We start from the raw sequence: 18,560 nt of genomic DNA on the forward strand, positions 1-18,560 counted from the left end.
ATGCCTCTTTATTTACAGCCCTCGATAAGGACCTTTTGAGCTATCCGATTTATATACAAATGGCATTCAACCTATATATCAATCGAAAACGATTTATATATAAATCAGAAACAATCTATATACAAATCGAAAACGGTTTATATATAAATCACGAATCGACCTCCTACAAAGCGAATTGCAAGTCCCAAAAGGTCGCTTTCTTTTCTCTTTCACCTCAAAATCCGCTTCCTTTCGGATGCTTATTTGGAATGATTCCAAACTCAGCTTCGTTGTTGAAAACTTTTTTGGCGCGTATTTTTCATAGAGAAGCGAAGGCCCTCATGTATCCGATAAGATGGATTTCGGACACCTTCATAGACACCTCGGAGCGACTGATGATTCTTTGTCGACCACAAAGCTAATACCATACTTTTCAGACAACACACAGCGGGGAAAACCTTGCTTTTTTGGCTTATAAATCGTTTCTTTGAAGTCCCAAAATGAGACCTCTTTACAGTTCGAGACTTCTCTTTTGAGGATTTGTCATACTACTATAATACCCTTTTCAAAAAATGAAAAAAACGCTCGTAATAGTCGTTCACCCCGATTTGACCAAATCCGTTATCAACAAGGCTTGGGCCAAAGCCATCGAGGGTGCGGCCACTATCCACCATCTCTACGAACAGTATCCGAACGGACAAATCGATATAGCACATGAGCAAGCCCTGCTGGAGGCTCACGACCGTATCGTCTTCCAATTCCCCCTCTATTGGTATGCAGCTCCCTATCTGCTGAAGAAGTGGATGGACGAGGTCTTCACCGACGGCTGGGCTTACGGTGCCGGTGGGGACAAGATGGAGGGTAAAGAAATCTGCGCGGCAGTCTCCTGCGGATCGCCCGAATCGGCTTTTGCCGAAGGAGCACAGCAGTGTCATACGCTGCGAAGCTACCTGAATGTATTCGACGGGATAGCTGCTTTCCTGCGTGCTCGATTCACCGGTTACCATGCCTGCTACGACTCCTACAATCCTCGCCTGCCGGAAACGCTGCCGGCCAACTGCGAAGCCTATCTCCGCTTTATCAAAGGAGAATGAATACAGGGGTAATAGCCATCATCCCGGCTCGATACGCTTCCAGCCGATTCCCGGGCAAACCACTAGCCGATATGCTCGGCAAGCCGATGATCCAACGGGTATATGAGCGAATAGCCGGTGTCGTCCCCCGAGCCGTCGTAGCCACCGATGACGAGCGTATCCGTCAGGCCGTGGAGGATTTCGGAGGAGAGGTGGTGATGACGTCCCCCGAGTGCAGTAGCGGTACGGAACGCTGTCGGGAGGCATTCGACAAAGTAGGTCGGGGAGAAAAGATCGTCCTGAATCTGCAAGGCGATGAACCTTTTGTCCGGGAGGAACAGATCGACCTGCTGATTTCGGCTTTCGACAAGCCGGAAACCGATATAGCTACGTTGGCAGAAGTTTTCTCGCCTGACACGAGCTTCGAGCTATTGGACAATCCGAACAGCCCGAAGATCGTATTGGATCATGGAGGCTATGCCCTTTATTTCAGCCGCTCCGTTATCCCATATCTCAGGGGGGTAGAGCCTGACACTTGGTGCCGCCGGCATACTTACTACAAGCATATCGGGATCTATGCCTTTCGCCCGGCCGTCCTCCGCGAGATCACCTCGCTGCCCCAAGGCTCGGCAGAGCAAGCTGAAAGCCTCGAACAGCTTCGTTGGCTGGAATACGGCTACCGGATTCGAGTGCTGCAAACACAGCAGAGCACGATAGGAATCGATACGCCGGAGGATATGGACAAGGCCATAGCCTATCTCCGTTCGTTGGGTATGGAATGACGCATCTGGGACACTATATATAATTATAGAGTATATAGGATGAGATGATTGACGATCTGACTCGAGAGAGGATACTCGATGCGGCCAATATCGTAGAGGTCGTAAGCGACTTTGTTTCGCTCCGCAAGCGTGGCGTGAACTACCTCGGCTTGTGTCCTTTCCATAGCGATCGCAATCCTTCGTTCTCCGTATCGCCGGCAAAGAACCTCTGCAAATGCTTCGCCTGTGGCGAAGGAGGCTCGCCTGTTCATTTCATCATGAAAATCGAACAGCTCAGCTATAGCGATGCCCTGCGCTATCTGGCACGTAAATACGGGATCGAGATTCACGAACGGGAGCTGACCGATGAGGAGAAGAAACTCAAGAGCGATAGAGAAAGTATGTTTATCCTCAATGAGTTTGCCAACGACTTCTTCAGGAACAACCTTCTCAATACCGTCGAAGGCCGGACCATCGGGATGACTTACTTCCGCCAAAGAGGTATTCGTCCGGAGACCGTACAGAAGTTCCAGCTCGGCTATGCACCCGAAGAGAGGTCGGCTCTCAGTGACGAAGCCATACGAAAAGGGTTCAAGTCCGAATACTTGGTCGATACAGGGCTTTCCATCCGATACGAAGACAGCAAGGCCTTACACGACCGGTTCCGCGGACGAGTCATTTTCCCCGTACAGACCGTAAGCGGCAAGATCGTAGCCTTCGGAGGAAGAATTTTAGGGAAGAAAGACAAGGCCGCCAAGTATGTCAATTCTCCCGAAAGCATCATCTACTCGAAGAGCAAAGAGCTGTATGGGCTATTCCTGGCCAAGAAAGAGATTGCTCGCCGAGATAAGTGCTTCCTTGTCGAGGGTTATACGGATGTCATTTCGATGCATCAGTCCGGTATCGAAAATGTGGTGGCTTCCTCCGGAACGGCTCTGACACAGCAGCAGATCAATCAGATACACCGCTTTACCTCGAACATCACAGTCCTATACGATGGTGATGCGGCCGGGATCAAGGCAGCTCTGCGTGGTATCAACCTGCTACTGGAGCAAGGCATGCATGTGAAAGTGGTTCTCCTGCCCGACGGAGAAGACCCTGACAGTTTTGCCCGCAATCATACCGTAGCGCAGTTCGAGGAGTATATCGAGCAGCATGAAACGGATTTTATCCGCTTCAAGACACAGCTCTACTTGAGCGACATGGAGCGTGACCCCATCCGAAGAGCACAGCTCATTACCGACATTATCGGCAGTATTGCTCTGATCCCCGACGACATCACACGCCGTGTCTATGTCCAAGAGACAGGCCAAACGCTTAGTATGGATGAGCGGCTGCTGGCTCGCGAAGTCCAAAAGATGAGGTTCCGTGGGAGTACGTACTCCGCCCCACAACCCACCATCCAACAGCCGGCGATTACCTCTGAGAGGAAAAACGATTCGGACAATCCCGTAGGCACCGAAGACCATAGTACCGAAACTCCTGCCGATACTCGTTCAGCAGAGGTGGGGCAACCCTGCTATCCGGCCAAATATGAAGAGGAACTGCTCCGTCTGATCATTCGCTATGGCGAAAGAAAACTCCTCATATACAGGCATGAAGAAGGAGCGGAAAAGCAGACTCCATCGGAGGTCACCTTGGCTTATTACATCAAATCGGACTTGAATGCGGATGGAGTAGATATTGGCACCGACATATTCAGACAGATTCTCGATGAGGCTGCCGAACAATCGTTCGACAGTGGTTTTGTAGCAGCCAAGTACTTCAGAGATCACCCCAATGCACAGATCAGTCATATTGCGGTCGAGCTACTGACCGATCGCTATGCTTTGAGCCGTATTCACTATGGGAAAGGGGAGGAGAGCAATGCGGAAGAAGACCTTCAGATGCGAGTGGAACGCGAACTTCTCACCATCAAAAATGTTTTTATTCAGGTACAAATCCGTGCTTTGCAGAAAGAAATCGTACAAGCTCAAAAAGCCGGCGACATCGAGTTGCAATTAGAAATAATGAACGAACTGCGCAGCATGAACGAAATGAAAAGCGAGTTGGCGCGTCGTCTGGGGGATCGCACCGTATTGCCCTGATTGACAAGGATGATATGGGCTACTTCGACCTGAAAGGATCTTGTGTCGGATCGACTTCGTCACAACGGTACGAGGTCAAAACATGCTAAAGAACATTTTCCCGGCACAAAAAGGACGTGAACGATCGAAAAAACCGCCTTTATAGGTATCAGGAGGGAAAGAATACCTATCTTTGGGGCGTCAAGATTACTCACTTTTAGGTATTCGAAGTCCTTATTAAAAAGATAACTATAATGGCAAAAATCAGAGGAGCTGTGGTCGTTAATACCCAGCGTTGCAAAGGTTGCAATCTATGTGTAGTGGCTTGCCCGACAAAAGTGCTAGAGCTACACCCGAATGAAGTCAATGACAAAGGCTATCATTACTCTTATATGAAAGATCCCGAAAGCTGTATCGGCTGCACCAGCTGTGCAACGGTATGCCCGGATGCATGTATCACGGTGTACAAAGTGAAATTGTAACAAAAAAACAGAGAAAAAATATGACAGAAGAAATAAGGCTGATGAAGGGCAATGAAGCCCTTGCACACTCGGCAATACGTAACGGTGTGGATGGCTACTTCGGCTATCCTATCACTCCGCAGTCTGAAGTTATGGAAACGCTCATGGAGGAGCATCCATGGGATACGACCGGTATGGTTGTCTTGCAGGCAGAGAGCGAAGTCGCTGCCATCAACATGGTTTATGGCGGTGCCAGTTGCGGCAAGATGGTGATGACCTCTTCCTCCAGCCCGGGTATGAGTCTCAAGCAAGAAGGAGTGAGCTATTGTGCCGGTGCCGAATTGCCCTGCTTGATTGTAAATGTTATGCGTGGAGGCCCCGGCTTGGGAACGATCCAACCCGGACAGGCCGACTATTTCCAATCTGTCAAGGGTGGCGGACACGGTGACTATCGTCTGATCACATTGGCACCCAACTCCGTACAGGAGATGGTCGACTTCGTTGGCCTCGGACTGGAGCTGGCATTCAAGTACCGCAATCCTGCACTCATCCTTTCCGACGGTATCATCGGTCAGATGATGGAAAAGGTGATATTGCCTCCGTTCAAAAAGCGTCGTGCCGAAGACGAAATCCGCGAGCAATGCCCGTGGGCAACTCTCGGTCGCAAGGGAGGTCGTCAGCCGAATATCATTACCTCTCTCGAGCTTGATTCGGCCGTTATGGAGCAGAACAACCTCCGCTTCCAAAAGAAGTATGCAGAGATCGAAGCCAATGAAGTTCGCTACGAAGAGTATCAGACGGAAGATGCCGACTATATCCTCGTTGCATTCGGATCTTCTGCACGTATCTGCAACAAAACGGTACAGCTCGCACGCGAGCAGGGTATCAAGGCAGGTATCTTGCGTCCGATTACCTTGTGGCCGTTCCCGACCAAAGAGATCGCCAAGCTGGCCGATCGTGCCAAAGGCTTCCTTGTGGCAGAGCTGAATGCCGGTCAGATGGTAGAAGACGTTCGTTTGGCCGTAAACGGCAAGGTTCCCGTAGAGCACTATGGTCGTATGGGCGGTATGCTCTTCTCTCCTGATGAGATTCTGCAAGCACTCAAAGAGAAAGTAATCAAATAAGTAGAGAATATAGTCCGAGAATGGATCTCAAGAAAGTCAACGGCATACTGACGATAGTCTTCTATCTCCTGCTGGTACTTACGGTAGCCATGTTCCTGTTTTACAGACAGACAGAGCAGAGGTGGCTGTATCTGGTACCGGGGTTTGCAGCTGTAGCAGTCAGGGTGACGGGATATTTCATCAGTTCATTCAAACGCTAATAACACAGTTATCACAATGGAAATCAACGATATTATCAAACCGGAAAACCTGGTTTACGCTAAGCCGACCTTGATGAACGACACGGATATGCACTATTGTCCGGGTTGTAGCCACGGGGTCGTACACAAACTCATCGCAGAGGTAATCGAAGAAATGGGTTTGACGGAAGAAACTATCGGCATCGCTCCCGTAGGATGCTCAGTATTCGCCTATCGCTACATCGATATTGACTGGCAAGAGGCTGCCCACGGCCGCGCACCGGCTCTGGCTACGGCAGTAAAGCGTCTGAATCCGTCTAAGCTGGTATTTACATATCAGGGCGATGGTGACTTGGCCGCCATCGGAACAGCCGAGACCATCCATGCAGCCAACCGAGGAGAAAACATCGCCATTATATTCATCAACAACGGTATCTACGGTATGACCGGAGGTCAGATGGCCCCGACTACCCTTGAAGGTATGGCTACGGCTACTTGCCCTCAAGGAAGAAACGTAGAGCTGAACGGCTATCCGCTGAAGATTGCCGATATGCTTGCTTTGCTCGATGGTACTTGTCTCGTAACGCGCCAGACCGTGCACAACGCAGCAGCTGTTCGCAAGACGAAGAAGATGATCCAGAAGGCATTCGAAAACTCTATGAACAGAAAGGGTACTTCTATTGTCGAAGTTGTTTCTACATGCAACACTGGCTGGAAGATGAGCCCTGCAGCATCCAATGACTGGATGATGGAGAACATGGCTAAACAGTATCCTCTGGGAGATCTTAAGAATATCGACTAACCTCCCATTCAAACAAAAGAAAAGTATCATGACTTACGAAATTGTAATTGCAGGTTTCGGAGGACAAGGTGTCCTCTCAATGGGTAAGATCCTTGCTTACTCCGGTTTGATGGAAGACAAAGAGGTATCTTGGATGCCTTCATACGGACCCGAACAGCGTGGGGGTACATCGAATGTGACGGTGATCGTGAGCGACGAACAGGTAAGCTCGCCGGTTCTCAATGAATACGACATTGTGATCGTACTGAACCAGCCTTCGCTCGATAAGTTCGAGCCGCGCGTTAAGAAAGGCGGTATCTTGGTTTACGATCCGGACAGCATCGTACTCAAGAATAAGCGCGACGATATTCAGATCTATGAAGTGGATGCTACACAAGAGTCGCTCCGCATGGGTAACCAAAAGGCATTCAACATGATTGTCCTCGGCGGTGTTCTCAAGGTTGCTCCGATGGTTAAGATCGAAAGTGTGATCAAGGGTCTGAAGAAGACACTGCCCGAACGTCACCACAAACTCATCCCGATGAACGAGCAAGCCATCCAACGCGGTATGGAGATCATCAAACAGATACACTGATCCGAAAGAGACAATCTAATTCGATCAACACATATACAATAAAGAGACTGTGCCGGAATATCATTTTCGGCACGGTCTTTTTTTTACATTTGTATAATAAGACCACATTGTGATTGAAAATAGATTATGGAGCCAAACGTGAGTGCAAAGAATCCCGATATAGAAACGGAAAACAAGGTCTCGATCAGCGAAGAAGAAGCCCTCGTACAGCGGGAATACTCTTTGTTGATTCAAGACTATTTGAACTCCAACCATCGTCGCAAAGTGGAAAAGATCGACAAGGCTTTCCACTTGGCCAAGGATGCTCATGCCGGTGCCAAGCGACGTAGCGGGGAGCCTTATATCCTCCACCCTATTGCCGTGGCGCGGATTGTATGTCAGGAGATAGGGTTGGGATCCACGTCCATCTGTTGTGCCCTGTTGCACGACGTGGTGGAGGATACGGAGTACACCGTGGATGATATGCGCGACATGTTCGGAGAGAAGGTGGCACAGATCGTCGACGGCCTGACCAAAATATCCGGTGAAGTCTTTAGCAATAGCTCCGCACAGGCCGAGAATTTCCGCAAGCTGATTCTGACGATGAATGATGACATCCGCGTTATCCTCATCAAGATTGCCGATCGTTTGCATAATATGCGTACACTGGACTCCATGCTTCCGGCCAAGCAAATGAAGATTGCAGGCGAGACGCAGTACGTCTATGCTCCCTTGGCACATCGTTTAGGTCTCTTCGCGATCAAGAGCGAGCTGGAAGATTTGAGCTTCAAATACGAGCATCCGCAGGAATATGAAGCCATCAAGGAAAAGATCCGCATCACCGAACAGCATCGTTTAGAGCTGTTCGAACATTTTGCGACACCGCTCAAACAACGGTTTGCCGGTATGGGCATGTCCTATGAGATGAAGGCGAGGGTCAAATCCGTCTATTCCATTTGGAAGAAAATGGAAAAGAAAGGGGTTCCTTTCGAAGAGATTTATGACCTTTTTGCGGTGCGAATCATATTCGAATCCTCACCCAACGTACCCGACAAAAACCGCTGCTGGGAGATCTATTCGGCCATCACGGATATATATCGCAATCGTCCCGACCGTATTCGCGACTGGGTCAGCAATCCCAAAAGCAACGGATACCAAGCACTCCACCTGACGGTCATGGGACCGGATGGCGAGTGGGTGGAAGTCCAGATCCGTAGCCGAAGGATGGACGACATTGCAGAGAAAGGATTCGCTGCCCACTGGAAATACAAGGGCGACAATGTGGAAGAAGATTCGGAGCTGGAGAAATGGCTCAGTACCATACAGGAAATACTGGAAAATCCGAACCCGAATGCTCTGGACTTTCTCGATACGATCAAATTGAATCTATTCTCCAACGAGGTAATGGTGTTCACGCCAAAAGGCGAGATCAAACGTCTGCCGCAGGGAGCTACGGCTTTGGACTTTGCTTATTCGCTTCACTCCGATTTGGGAGATCATTGTATCGGTGCCAAGGTGAACCACAAACTTGTTCCACTCAGCTATGTACTCAATAGCGGCGATCAGGTGGAAGTACTTTCGAGTAAGAGTCAGCAGCCCACCGAAGAGTGGTTGCGCTATGTAACTACAGCGCGTGCCAAATCAAAAGTGGATTCCTTCCTCCGACGCAAAAGACGTGAGATGGTCAATCGAGGGGAAGAAAAGGTAGTCAGCGTTATCCGAACATCCGAATCCATGGTCTCTGCCGAACTTTTGGATAGGATCGCAGCCTATTTCGGTTTCCTCAATCGAGAAACATTCTTCTACGCTGTCGGTACAGGTACGGTATCTCTGCCCGAAAGCTTCAAGAAACTGCTTCAGGGAGAGCATAGCGGCAACTTCCTGATGAGGGCTATCCGTTCGGCACTGAAAGCGGGCAAAAGCAACAAAACCTCCTCTCCATCCGGCAAGCCGGCAGAGAAAGAGGATAAGAAAGCTTTCAACACCAAAAAGACTTATATCCTGCAGGAGGACGAATTCTCCCGCAACTATCAGATCGCTGAATGCTGCAAACCTATTCCGGGTGATGATGCTTTTGGATTTATCAACGATGACGATACCGTCGTGGTGCACAAGCGATCGTGCCCGATCGCCATGCGTCTGAAGAGCAGCTTCGGCAATCGTATTCTTTCCACCGAATGGAGCCTGCACAGTCACACCTCGTTCGAAGCCAAACTGGCTCTTAAAGGCATCGACTCCACCGGCATCCTTACTGCCGTAACACAGATTATTTCGGAAGACTTCAACGTCGGCATCAAGCACATACAGCTCACGGCCAAGGATGGTATTTTCGAAGGACAAATCCATCTGCTCGTGCACAACTCCGACGACCTGCTCAAAATTTGCCATCGCCTCCGTCAGAACAAATATGTACAGTCCGTGGGGCGCGTATCCTGATAGCTGAGGGAGTCTGTCTTTTTATCTTCGTTAGTTCCGTGTCTCAATGGGGTAAATTCGTGCTGTTTTTGGCGCGAGTTTTGCCGATTGGAAGCTTTTTTGTTACTTTGCAGTCGCTTTGCGTAATCTCTGACAGGAAATAACGTGCGACCTGTGTATATTGCGTTTAGTACTTAGCTAATCCAAAAAGCAATACAAATGGACTTTATTAAAATCGTTAACGAAGAGTTCAAATCAGGAAAAGAACATCCCAAGTTTAACAGCGGTGACACCATCACTGTTGAATATCGTATCAAGGAAGGTAACAAGGAGCGTATCCAGAAGTACCGCGGTGTGGTAATACGCATTAGCGGCCATGGCGACAAGAAGCGCTTCACTGTTCGCAAAATCTCAGACGGTATCGGTGTAGAGCGTATTTTCCCCATCGAAAGCCCCTTCATTGAAAATATCACCGTTGAGAAGTATGGTAAGGTACGTCGTGCCAAGCTGTATTACCTGCGTGGCCTGACAGGTAAGAAAGCCCGTATCAAAGAGCGTCGCGTAGCTCTTCCTGCCAAAGACTAATTGACGGATAGCGATTATTGGGAGAGGAGGCTCCTCGCATAAGGAGAGGATGTATATAGAGTTATAATCCTCGTTCCCAAAGAAGCTACAGTCTGCATTATGCAAAGAAGGTGTGTCGAGATTATCTTCCGGCGCACCTTCTCGTTTTTAACAGAGGAGCCAAGAGAAAGCTGAAAACGGGTGTATCGAAAAACAAATTCGACACACCCGTTTTCGGGTTATTGGCAATGGTACTGGGGAAACGTGACGATTAATCCGATCAGCTGTAAGATGCCGGCGACCCTCGCCTTTTCTTTCCCGATAGAGCGCGAATACAATCACGCAAGAAAAGCGAGAAAGTTTTTCGCCTTTACTCCTTACCTTTGTCCGGATCAGGATGTTTCTGATCGGATATAATGAGGAACAGGACAATGCACAACTTTGCCATCATCGGTGTGGCCGGCTATATCGCTCCGCGCCATCTTCGCGCCATCAAGGATACGGGCAATCGCTTGGTATCGGCTATGGATAAGTTCGACAGTGTGGGTATCATGGACAGTTACTTCCCGAAAGCTGCCTTCTTTACGGAGCAAGAACTGTTCGACCGTCACAACTCCAAGCTACGAGGGACCGATCAGGCTATCGACCATGTGTCCGTATGTACGCCGAACTATCTGCACGATGCCCATTGTCGCTATGGTCTGCGGCTTGGAGCGGATGTGATATGCGAGAAGCCTTTGGTGCTCAACCCTTGGAATATAGACGCTTTGCAGGAGATCGAGCAAGAGACGGGGCATCGGATCTATAATATCCTTCAACTGCGACTCCATGAGTCGATCGTGGCTCTGAAGAGAAAGATCGAAGCCGGACCGGCCGACAAGATCTATGATGTCACGCTGACGTATATTACTTCGCGTGGCAATTGGTACTATACGAGCTGGAAGGGAGACGAGCGTAAGAGCGGCGGCATAGCAACGAATATCGGTGTCCATTTCTACGATATGCTGTCGTGGATTTTCGGCAGTGTCCGACACAATGTCGTACATGTGTATGAGCATGACAGGGCTGCCGGCTATCTGGGATTGGAGCGCGCCCGTGTGCGTTACTTCCTCTCGATCAATGAAGAGCTTCTGCCCGAGAATGCCGTACAGGGAGAGAAGCGAACCTTTCGTACGATAGAAATAGACGGCGAATCATTCGAGTTCAGCGAAGGATTTACAGAGCTGCACACCGAGAGTTATCGGCGGATTTTGGCCGGCGAAGGTTTCGGTTTGGACGAGGCTCGCAACAGTATTCAGATCGTCCATGACATTCGCAATGCTTGTCCCGTAGGGTTGAAGGGCGAATACCATCCCTTCGCACGTTTGCCTCTGGCCTCTCATCCTTTCGGATGGAGACGCTGAAAAAAGGGATTTCTATAATCTTATGATCCGCTCACCCTTGCTCCTGTAACGATCTGTTATGGGGAGAGAGTTTATCGGCCGTAGTATGCGAAGCGAGAGAAAGGGGGAGGAGTCTCCGGAGATCAATCCTCCAAGAGAGTGTACAAGGCTGAGGGGGATGTACGTTTGAGTACGGTGAGTTCCATATCTTTTCCAACACGGATCCCTTCATTGAATAGGCGATATTCGATGGATTTCCAGCACAGGTCGGGGTGATTGTTGTCCTTGCTCAGGTGGCACAGCCATACGTGTTTCATCCCCGGATGGAAAGTTCGTGCAAGGAAGTCGCCCGTTTCCTGATTGCTCAGATGTCCGTTTGGCCCCGATACCCGTTCTTTCAGAAACTCCGGATAGGGTCCGCTTAGCAGCATCTCACAGTCGTAGTTGGCTTCCATGACGAGGTAATCGGCTTTGGATGCATAGTGAGAGATGGTGTCGGTGATGTGTCCGACGTCGGTGCACAGCGTAAAGCTGAAGCCCGGAGCCGTGATATGGTAGCCTACGTTTTCTGTGGCATCGTGAGGGATGGGAAAGGCCGTTATATCGAATCCGGCCAGACGAAATGTTTCTTCCTGAATGATATTGCGCCGTGAAAGGAGCGGGAGGTGATCCACGTATCTACTGCTATTGATCCCATTATGCACTCTTTCCGTGGCGAACACGGGCAGATGGAATTTTTCTCCCAGGCAGCCGATAGTCCGGATATGGTCGGCATGGTCGTGCGTAACCAATACGCCCACTACATTCCCTTCGATGGGTATCTGATGATCTTTAAGGGCTTTGGAAATGGTTCGTAATGGAATGCCTGCGTCGATAAGCAGTGCCTGATTGCCATTGGAGAGGTAGTAGCAGTTGCCACTACTGCCACTGGCGATACTCATGAATTTGATCATCTTGCTTTCCGTTCTCCTTTGCTCTTTGTTCTGACAGTTCGGTTGGAGGAGATCAGCATCGGCATTTGTTGTTTTCGTACTCTTCTCCTACGCTTATTTCTCCCTTTAGAGAGCGTTTCATCTCTGCTTTTACACGCTCCGGTGTATATCCGCGTCCGAATAGATACATGAGCTTGATGATGGCACACTCGGTCGTACTGTCATAACCGCTGATAAGCCCGATGGTTTCGAGTTGATGCCCCGTTTCGTATCGATGCATATCCACATAGCCCGATACGCACTGGGTGACATTGACGATGACGAGTCCACGCTGAACGGCCTTCTCCAAAGCATCCAGAAACCACGGCTCCATGGGGGCATTGCCGCTACCGTATGTCTCCAGGACTACACCCTTCAGTGAGGAGATACCGAGAATGCTCTCCACCACTTCGCGTGTGATGCCGGGGAATATTTTCAGGATGACAACGTTTCTGTCCATTTCCGTGTGGACACTGAGAGCAGCATCTGCCCCTCGGTCGGCTATCAGAGTATCTTCGTACCGAATGTCGATACCGGCATAGGCTAAAGGCGAAAAGTTGTATGAAGCAAAGGCTTCGAACTGGTCCGCACTGACTTTCGAAGTGCGATTGCCACGCATGAGATAATTGTCGAAGAAAATGCAAACTTCCGGCACACGAGCATAGCCGTTTTGCTTCGCTGCTGCGATTTCGATGGCGGTAATGAGGTTTTCTTTTCCGTCTGTCCGAAGGGTGCCGATAGGTAGTTGTGATCCGGTCAGGATTACAGGCTTCTGCAAGTCGTCGAGCATAAAGCTCAAGGCAGAGGCCGTATAGGCCATGGTGTCTGTGCCGTGGAGGATGACGAAACCGTCGTAAGTCCGGTAGTTCTCTCGAATAGTTTCGGCCAGCCTCACCCATAAGTCCGGTGAGATAGCAGCCGAGTCGATAGGAGGATCGAACTGGATGGAGTCGATTTTGAAACCGAATTTTTTCAGTTCCGGCACATTGGTTTCCAGATATTTGAAGTCGAAAGCTTCTAATACTCCCGTCTCCGGATTCTCAATCATGCCGATTGTCCCCCCTGTATATATGAGGAGAATCGCAGAACGTCCTGAAGCAGATTTAGTTTGCATTATGTGGTGAGCTAAACAAAACGGTGGCGGTTTTTTCCTGCCGGCTTCCAAGATCGCGCAGCCATCGGACTATGGCTTTGGATACGGCCGGTGCACAAAGATAATAAAAGCTCGTTCAGAGCATGCTTTACGGCGCCACTTCTTGCAAATTAGTGGAGCGTGGAGGGAAAATGGAACGGTTTGCGGTGGAAAAAGATGCCGTACTCCGATAAGATTTGTTCGGATGGCTTAGAAAGGTGGGGTGACGGGTAGGAAGAGCCGGTTAGCCGGGCAATCCATTGATGCGGCAGGAATTTTGAAGGTCAGTTCGGGAACAATTTCTGTGAGATTGAGCGAAGTGCAATAGGGAACACTTCTCTCCAGATTGTTGGCGCGCAGGCGTTCGTAATGATCTCGCCGGCTCAGGTATGCCGTCAACTTCTCATGCGTGTTGTAGTTACCCCAGAGTTCTTGGAAAACTGAAGCTCCGTCTTCGCAAATGACCTCCTCTCCAAGCCGGACGATCGTAGCAGCCAAAGCACCGGCGAACAGACAATCCTCCGTACTCATCCTGTTTTGCCAGCCCGAAGCCAGTACCATGACCGGCTTCCGCTTGGCGATGCAGTAGCGAGCGACAGCTTCCAGATTGATAAAAGCCCCGATAATAACGTGCAAGGCTCCGGCAGCTATGTCGGCGGCACGGGTGCCGTTGGTCGTCGATAGTACGAGCTGTTTCCCCTCTACCGCCCGGCGAGTATATTCTTCGGGAGCATTGCCGAAATGCGCGAAAGGCAATCGCTCCGTTCCTCGCTCACCTCCTACAAGGAAGCCGTTCTTGGCATAGATTTCCGCCTCCTCGACGGTTGCAATCGGGATGATACCTGCAGCACCGTTCATCAGTGCCGTCGTGATCGTGGTGCCGGCACGGAATATATCCACGATGACAACCATGTACTCTTCTTGCTCCGTCTTGTAGTATGGATAGAGTACGGGAGAAGGACAGAGACTGATCTGCAGCATCTGCTACTCTTAGTATTTCTCGAGGAATGTCTCCAGAGCTTTGATGAAAAGCTGGTTCTGAGCAGGTCGCTGCGTAGTGATTCGGACGTAGGATTCGTCGAGACCACGGAAATTAGAAGCATCCCGAATCAGCATATTATGCTCTTCCAACAGATATTTTTTCAGTTCGGCTGCAGTCCCTTTCTTCAGCCGAAGGAGGAAAAACGTGGTACCGGAAGGATGTACTTCTACGCCATCGAGGCGATTCAGGGCTGTGATAAAATCTACCGTATTGCGTTGCCACTTGCGGATCGGCAGAGTAAATTGTGCAGGATGGATAAGGATGAATTTGGCAGCCTCTATAGCCAGTGCATTTACCGCCCACGGGGTACTGAAAGCAGCTACACGCTTCATAAAATCCTTATTGGCCACGATGTAGCCGATACGAAGTCCCGGTATCCCGTAGGCATGACTGAAGGAATAGACCATGACAAGGTTTTTTCGTCCTTTGATGTCGGCCGGACGAATCACTTCCTCGGTCGTAAACGATACATAGGACTGGTCGAGGACGAATGTCGTGTCAGGATGATCGTTGAGCAGACGCAGGATCTCTATCCGCTGCAGCAGTCTGCCATCGGGATTGTTCGGATTACAAAGCCAGCAGAAATCTATATTGGAAAAATCAGCCTCGCCTATATCCTCATTAGAAGGATAGAAGCAGACTTCGTGCTCATACATCCGACAAGCATCTTCATATTCGGCAAAAGAAGGAATGGCTATGAGGCTTCGGCTCCCTCTGAATGCCTGTGCTATTTGGTAGAAGGCCGCCGTGGGTCCGTTGGTCACGAGTATGGCGTTATTATCCACACTGTTCCGCTTGGCGAGCATCTGCCTGAGCGTACCGGCATCCGGCTCGGGGTAGTGCTGAATACAGTTGAGGTTTTCTACCAGATGTTTCTCCAGATGATCTTTATCGCCATCTGTCCAGACAGTGGTACTGAAGTTGATTATTTTGCCTGATAAGGGTGTAACGCCTTCATCTCCATGTCCAAAAATCATAGTTCTGTCTCCTTCTCTATATTGTAGGTTTCTATTTTGTTCCGGTCTCATTGCTCCGCTATTCCCAAAGCCTCGTATATCGCTTGATGCAGCCTTGGGCGTACGCTTGCCGTCATCAGTGTCTTATTCAGCCGATTGGGGTAAGTTCGATTGGAAAGGAATACAAAGATAAGTTCGTTCTCGGGATCGACCCAAACACAGGTGCCCGTAAATCCCGTATGGCCGTAGGTAGAGGAGGAAGCCGATTCCGCCATGCTTGCGCGACCTTTGTCAAACCCGAGACAACGTCTGTTGCCCTTGCCGTGAGTCGTGATGAACTGTCGAAAGACCTTTTGGTCAATGATTCTGCGGCCTTTGTAGCTGCCTTCGTGAAGGAACATGTCCAACACGCGCGCTACATCCTCTGCCGTGCCGAAAGTACCGGCATTGCCCGACACGCCTCCGAGGCATGCGGCAGCTTCGTCGTCCACTGTACCGCGGACGATGCTTTTACGTAGAAATTTGTCGTTCTGTGCCGGTGCAATGCGCGAAACGGGATACTTATCGAGTGGAAGATAACCGAGCGAACCGGCTCCGATGGGGCGGAATATGCGTTCTTCGACAAAGACATTCAAGCTCTTGCCCGACACTTTTTCCACAATTTGCTGTAGCAGGATGAACCCCAGATCCGAATACCTGTAGCGTCCGACACCATTGCGAGGAGTAGAAGCGATCGTATTGAGGACAATTTCTTTGACCTCTTTGGACAGGTACAGATTGGAAGAAAAACGAAACGGATAGTCCGGCCGAAATTGTCCGGAGACCAGATCGGAGCGAAATCCGAAGAACGGATTGCCCCACATATTGGTATCTACTCGAACCCATCCCGAACTCCGCCGGGGAGAGAGCAACTTGCCGTCCAGACTGCTACTGTCTATCAGGGATTCGTAGAAATTGACCGATGGCCGAAGGCCTGCTTCATGAAGCAGAAGCTGCTGTACGGTGATGTCTTTGAGGTCTGTTCCGGCAAAGCGAGGCAATAGCGTTCCGAGCCGGTCACTGAGCTTCAATTTCCCATCCTGAACCAGTAGCATCACAGCCGGAGTAGTGGCTACGATCTTGGTGACGGATGCCAAGTCGTAGATGGTGGAAGAAGATACCTTGCCTCCGTGTGCAGATCCGTCGAGGGTGCCGAAGCTTTTGTCATATACCACCTTGTCCCGATGGACAGCGAGGATACGACAACCGGGGAAAGCTCCTTGCCTTAGGGCTTCTTTCGCTATGCGGTCTACCGCCGGCATCGGGATGATAGAGGAGTGGGATTCGGTCGGTGGCATCATGTTCGCAGTTGGATCGGTCTCCTCCTCTTCCGGAACAACCGGGATCTCACCACCTGAGGATACCACAACTCTGTCCCGAATCTTGCGAGCTGCCATTCGAGCAGCCTCCTTTACGTTTTCATATGCCACGACTATAGCCCGTGCTTTGTCCGTAGCCGCCGGAATCCTGTCGGCTACATAGGGCGATGTGAAGAAGACGATGGCAGTGTGGTTCTGTTCCGTCAGCCGGTGGAGAAAGGTTCTTGCCCGATCCGGCTGTGTGTGCCGAACCGTGACGATCACAGCATCGTACCCCTTGAGTTTGGAGAGCAGCTCTTGTGTGCGCGTACTGTTGCTGCCCTTGGTATAGGAATAGCAGTCCTTGCTCGTAAGCCCCAGCTCTTGTGTAAAAGTATTGGTGGCTGCACCATCCAGATCGATGCATGCAATACGGTTTCCCTCCGAGAGGGGGAGGAACTGCTTCTTGTTTTTGAGAATCGTAATAGACGCCAGCCAGAGGTTTTCTGCCATCCGTTCCGCTTCACGGTTGTTTACCTGCCGTACCACCTTCTCCGCGGCCTTTTCCTTGGGCAGTTCCTTGCGGATAATGAGCCCATACTTGAAGGCCAGAATTTTGCGACATTTCTTGTCCAGCAAATCGTTGCTTATCGTCCCGTCTTTTACAGCAGCGAGCACTTCAGAAAAAGCCTTGGCCGGGTCTACGGGACCGAGGAGAATATCGTTGCCGGCCAATATGGCACGAACCGAGATCGGCTGCGAACCGGCGCTCTGTACCCCCTGCATGGCCAGCCCATCCGTAAAGATCAGCCCCTCGAAGCCCATTTCCCGCTGGAGCAGATCGGTGCAGATGGTATAGCTGAGCGATGAGGGTGTATTTTTCTTCGCCTCCAATGCCGGGACATTGAGGTGAGCCGTCATCACTCCGCTGAGGCCGGCTCGGAAAAACTCCTTGAAGGGGAACAATTCGGTCTTGTCCAATTCCTCTCGGGAGGCAAAGACCGTGGGCAAGGTCTTGTGCGAATCCTCCATCGTATTGCCATGCCCGGGGAAATGCTTGGCCACTGCCATTACGCCACCGTCCTCCAAACCTTGTGCATAGGCGACTCCCCTTTCCGCCACTTGGCGTGGATTGTCGCCGAAACTACGCGTACCGATAACAGGGTTCTTCGGATTATTGTTCACGTCCAGCACCGGGGCAAAATTGACATGAATCCCCATCAGCCGGCATTGGCGCGCTACCTCCCGACCATAGTTGTAAAGGAGCTGATTGTCTTTTTGGTGTCCCAAGCCCATATTGCGAGGGAAGCGTGGGGCATCTTTCAGACGCATGTGCAAACCCCACTCACCGTCCAGTGCTATCAGCAGAGGGATGCGGGCAGCTTCCTGCAAGTGGCGAGTCATCGTGTATTGCTCCGAGAGTGTTCCTTTTTGGAAGAGGATACCCCCGATATGGCAGGAGCGCACCAGTTGTTCGGCTTGCTTTACTTTTTCTCCCTGCAAAGAGGGGTAAACGATCGGCATGAGCAGTTGGCCTACTTTTTCCTCTGTACTCATGCTCTTGATTCGGTCTTCGACCCACCGATCAACATCCTTACCGTCGATCCCCTCGAAGAGGAGAAAGGGATAGTCCTTCGACTGTACGGCACGCATTGTACCCTTGTTCGTACGAGGCGGTGTCATGGCAGTGTACAGCACCGACAGAAAGAGTATTGTGATGGAGGAGAAAAGAAATCGTTTCATACCCTACAAATGTACACAAA

At 50.3% G+C, this 18,560-nt stretch carries 17 protein-coding genes; 12 read left to right on the forward strand and 5 right to left on the reverse strand.

What is annotated here, in order from left to right:
* The 12 genes from F452_RS12425 to F452_RS0105710 all read left to right on the forward strand — a co-directional run.
* Nucleotides 1-401 (forward strand): hypothetical protein (locus F452_RS12425; protein ID WP_208854512.1); only part of this gene is annotated, 401 nt, incomplete at its 5' end.
* Between the two features lie 150 nt (nucleotides 402-551).
* The gene (locus F452_RS0105660; protein ID WP_018965263.1) at nucleotides 552-1,073 is read left to right on the forward strand and encodes an NAD(P)H-dependent oxidoreductase; all 522 of its coding nucleotides are present in this window, start codon (nucleotides 552-554) and stop codon (nucleotides 1,071-1,073) included.
* Nucleotides 1,070-1,834, forward strand: a complete 765-nt coding sequence (gene kdsB, locus F452_RS0105665; protein WP_018965264.1) for a 3-deoxy-manno-octulosonate cytidylyltransferase — start codon at nucleotides 1,070-1,072, stop codon at nucleotides 1,832-1,834. The genes F452_RS0105660 and kdsB overlap by 4 nt, the downstream gene beginning before the upstream one ends.
* Nucleotides 1,835-1,878: 44 nt before the next feature.
* Nucleotides 1,879-3,900, forward strand: a complete 2,022-nt coding sequence (gene dnaG / locus F452_RS0105670; protein WP_018965265.1) for a DNA primase — start codon at nucleotides 1,879-1,881, stop codon at nucleotides 3,898-3,900.
* 233 nt (nucleotides 3,901-4,133) lie between these two features.
* Nucleotides 4,134-4,361 (forward strand): 4Fe-4S binding protein, encoded by a 228-nt coding sequence (locus tag F452_RS0105675; protein ID WP_004583469.1) that lies wholly within the window; start codon nucleotides 4,134-4,136, stop codon nucleotides 4,359-4,361.
* Between the two features lie 20 nt (nucleotides 4,362-4,381).
* Nucleotides 4,382-5,464 carry a 3-methyl-2-oxobutanoate dehydrogenase subunit VorB gene (locus tag F452_RS0105680; RefSeq protein ID WP_018965266.1) on the forward strand — a complete coding sequence of 361 codons (1,083 nt, stop codon included), beginning with the start codon at nucleotides 4,382-4,384 and terminating at the stop codon, nucleotides 5,462-5,464.
* Between the two features lie 20 nt (nucleotides 5,465-5,484).
* Complete coding sequence (locus F452_RS0105685) at nucleotides 5,485-5,664, forward strand: hypothetical protein (RefSeq protein WP_018965267.1); 180 nt, start codon at nucleotides 5,485-5,487, stop codon at nucleotides 5,662-5,664.
* A gap of 16 nt (nucleotides 5,665-5,680) precedes the next feature.
* The gene (locus F452_RS0105690) at nucleotides 5,681-6,445 is read left to right on the forward strand and encodes a thiamine pyrophosphate-dependent enzyme (protein ID WP_013815155.1); all 765 of its coding nucleotides are present in this window, start codon (nucleotides 5,681-5,683) and stop codon (nucleotides 6,443-6,445) included.
* 28 nt (nucleotides 6,446-6,473) lie between these two features.
* Nucleotides 6,474-7,019: a 2-oxoacid:acceptor oxidoreductase family protein gene (locus F452_RS0105695; protein ID WP_012458509.1), complete on the forward strand. Its 546-nt coding sequence runs from the start codon at nucleotides 6,474-6,476 to the stop codon at nucleotides 7,017-7,019.
* Between the two features lie 126 nt (nucleotides 7,020-7,145).
* The gene (locus F452_RS0105700; RefSeq protein ID WP_018965268.1) at nucleotides 7,146-9,434 is read left to right on the forward strand and encodes a RelA/SpoT family protein; all 2,289 of its coding nucleotides are present in this window, start codon (nucleotides 7,146-7,148) and stop codon (nucleotides 9,432-9,434) included.
* A 198-nt stretch (nucleotides 9,435-9,632) separates the two neighbouring features.
* Nucleotides 9,633-9,998 carry a 50S ribosomal protein L19 gene (rplS, locus tag F452_RS0105705; RefSeq protein WP_018965269.1) on the forward strand — a complete coding sequence of 122 codons (366 nt, stop codon included), beginning with the start codon at nucleotides 9,633-9,635 and terminating at the stop codon, nucleotides 9,996-9,998.
* A gap of 410 nt (nucleotides 9,999-10,408) precedes the next feature.
* Nucleotides 10,409-11,380, forward strand: coding sequence for a Gfo/Idh/MocA family oxidoreductase (locus tag F452_RS0105710; protein ID WP_026292230.1), 972 nt, complete (start codon nucleotides 10,409-10,411; stop codon nucleotides 11,378-11,380).
* 122 nt (nucleotides 11,381-11,502) lie between these two features.
* Here the strand turns inward: F452_RS0105710 and F452_RS0105715 are convergent, their stop codons facing one another.
* The 5 genes from F452_RS0105715 to F452_RS0105735 all read right to left on the reverse strand — a co-directional run bounded on the left by F452_RS0105715 (nucleotide 11,503) and on the right by F452_RS0105735 (nucleotide 18,540).
* Nucleotides 11,503-12,312: an MBL fold metallo-hydrolase gene (locus tag F452_RS0105715; RefSeq protein ID WP_018965271.1), complete on the reverse strand. Its 810-nt coding sequence runs from the start codon at nucleotides 12,310-12,312 to the stop codon at nucleotides 11,503-11,505.
* Between the two features lie 52 nt (nucleotides 12,313-12,364).
* Nucleotides 12,365-13,444 carry an asparaginase gene (locus tag F452_RS0105720; RefSeq protein WP_018965272.1) on the reverse strand — a complete coding sequence of 360 codons (1,080 nt, stop codon included), beginning with the start codon at nucleotides 13,442-13,444 and terminating at the stop codon, nucleotides 12,365-12,367.
* 228 nt (nucleotides 13,445-13,672) lie between these two features.
* On the reverse strand, nucleotides 13,673-14,443 hold the full coding sequence (locus F452_RS0105725) for a 2-phosphosulfolactate phosphatase (protein ID WP_018965273.1): 771 nt from the start codon (nucleotides 14,441-14,443) through the stop codon (nucleotides 13,673-13,675).
* Nucleotides 14,444-14,452: 9 nt separating this feature from the next.
* A complete protein-coding gene (locus F452_RS0105730) occupies nucleotides 14,453-15,481 on the reverse strand; it encodes a pyridoxal phosphate-dependent aminotransferase (RefSeq protein WP_026292231.1) in 1,029 nt (342 codons plus the stop codon).
* Nucleotides 15,482-15,528: 47 nt separating this feature from the next.
* Entirely contained in the window at nucleotides 15,529-18,540 is a 3,012-nt protein-coding gene (locus tag F452_RS0105735) for a glycoside hydrolase family 3 N-terminal domain-containing protein (RefSeq protein ID WP_026292232.1), read from the reverse strand.
* Nucleotides 18,541-18,560 lie beyond the last annotated feature (20 nt).

This window comes from Porphyromonas gulae DSM 15663, from assembly GCF_000378065.1.
GTDB lineage: Bacteria > Bacteroidota > Bacteroidia > Bacteroidales > Porphyromonadaceae > Porphyromonas > Porphyromonas gulae.

Excerpts from the sequence above, each read along its gene's own strand:
- F452_RS0105715 (WP_018965271.1), bottom strand. The coding sequence starts at position 12,312 with ATGATCAAATTCATGAGTATCGCCAGTGGCAGTAGTGGCAACTGCTAC.
- F452_RS0105735 (WP_026292232.1), bottom strand. The coding sequence starts at position 18,540 with ATGAAACGATTTCTTTTCTCCTCCATCACAATACTCTTTCTGTCGGTG.
- F452_RS0105690 (WP_013815155.1), top strand. The coding sequence starts at position 5,681 with ATGGAAATCAACGATATTATCAAACCGGAAAACCTGGTTTACGCTAAG.
- F452_RS0105730 (WP_026292231.1), bottom strand. The coding sequence starts at position 15,481 with ATGATTTTTGGACATGGAGATGAAGGCGTTACACCCTTATCAGGCAAA.
- F452_RS0105660 (WP_018965263.1), top strand. The coding sequence starts at position 552 with ATGAAAAAAACGCTCGTAATAGTCGTTCACCCCGATTTGACCAAATCC.
- kdsB (WP_018965264.1), top strand. The coding sequence starts at position 1,070 with ATGAATACAGGGGTAATAGCCATCATCCCGGCTCGATACGCTTCCAGC.
- dnaG (WP_018965265.1), top strand. The coding sequence starts at position 1,879 with ATGATTGACGATCTGACTCGAGAGAGGATACTCGATGCGGCCAATATC.
- F452_RS0105695 (WP_012458509.1), top strand. The coding sequence starts at position 6,474 with ATGACTTACGAAATTGTAATTGCAGGTTTCGGAGGACAAGGTGTCCTC.
- F452_RS0105675 (WP_004583469.1), top strand. The coding sequence starts at position 4,134 with ATGGCAAAAATCAGAGGAGCTGTGGTCGTTAATACCCAGCGTTGCAAA.
- F452_RS0105685 (WP_018965267.1), top strand. The coding sequence starts at position 5,485 with ATGGATCTCAAGAAAGTCAACGGCATACTGACGATAGTCTTCTATCTC.
- F452_RS0105700 (WP_018965268.1), top strand. The coding sequence starts at position 7,146 with ATGGAGCCAAACGTGAGTGCAAAGAATCCCGATATAGAAACGGAAAAC.
- F452_RS0105720 (WP_018965272.1), bottom strand. The coding sequence starts at position 13,444 with ATGCAAACTAAATCTGCTTCAGGACGTTCTGCGATTCTCCTCATATAT.
- F452_RS0105710 (WP_026292230.1), top strand. The coding sequence starts at position 10,409 with ATGCACAACTTTGCCATCATCGGTGTGGCCGGCTATATCGCTCCGCGC.
- F452_RS0105680 (WP_018965266.1), top strand. The coding sequence starts at position 4,382 with ATGACAGAAGAAATAAGGCTGATGAAGGGCAATGAAGCCCTTGCACAC.
- rplS (WP_018965269.1), top strand. The coding sequence starts at position 9,633 with ATGGACTTTATTAAAATCGTTAACGAAGAGTTCAAATCAGGAAAAGAA.
- F452_RS0105725 (WP_018965273.1), bottom strand. The coding sequence starts at position 14,443 with ATGCTGCAGATCAGTCTCTGTCCTTCTCCCGTACTCTATCCATACTAC.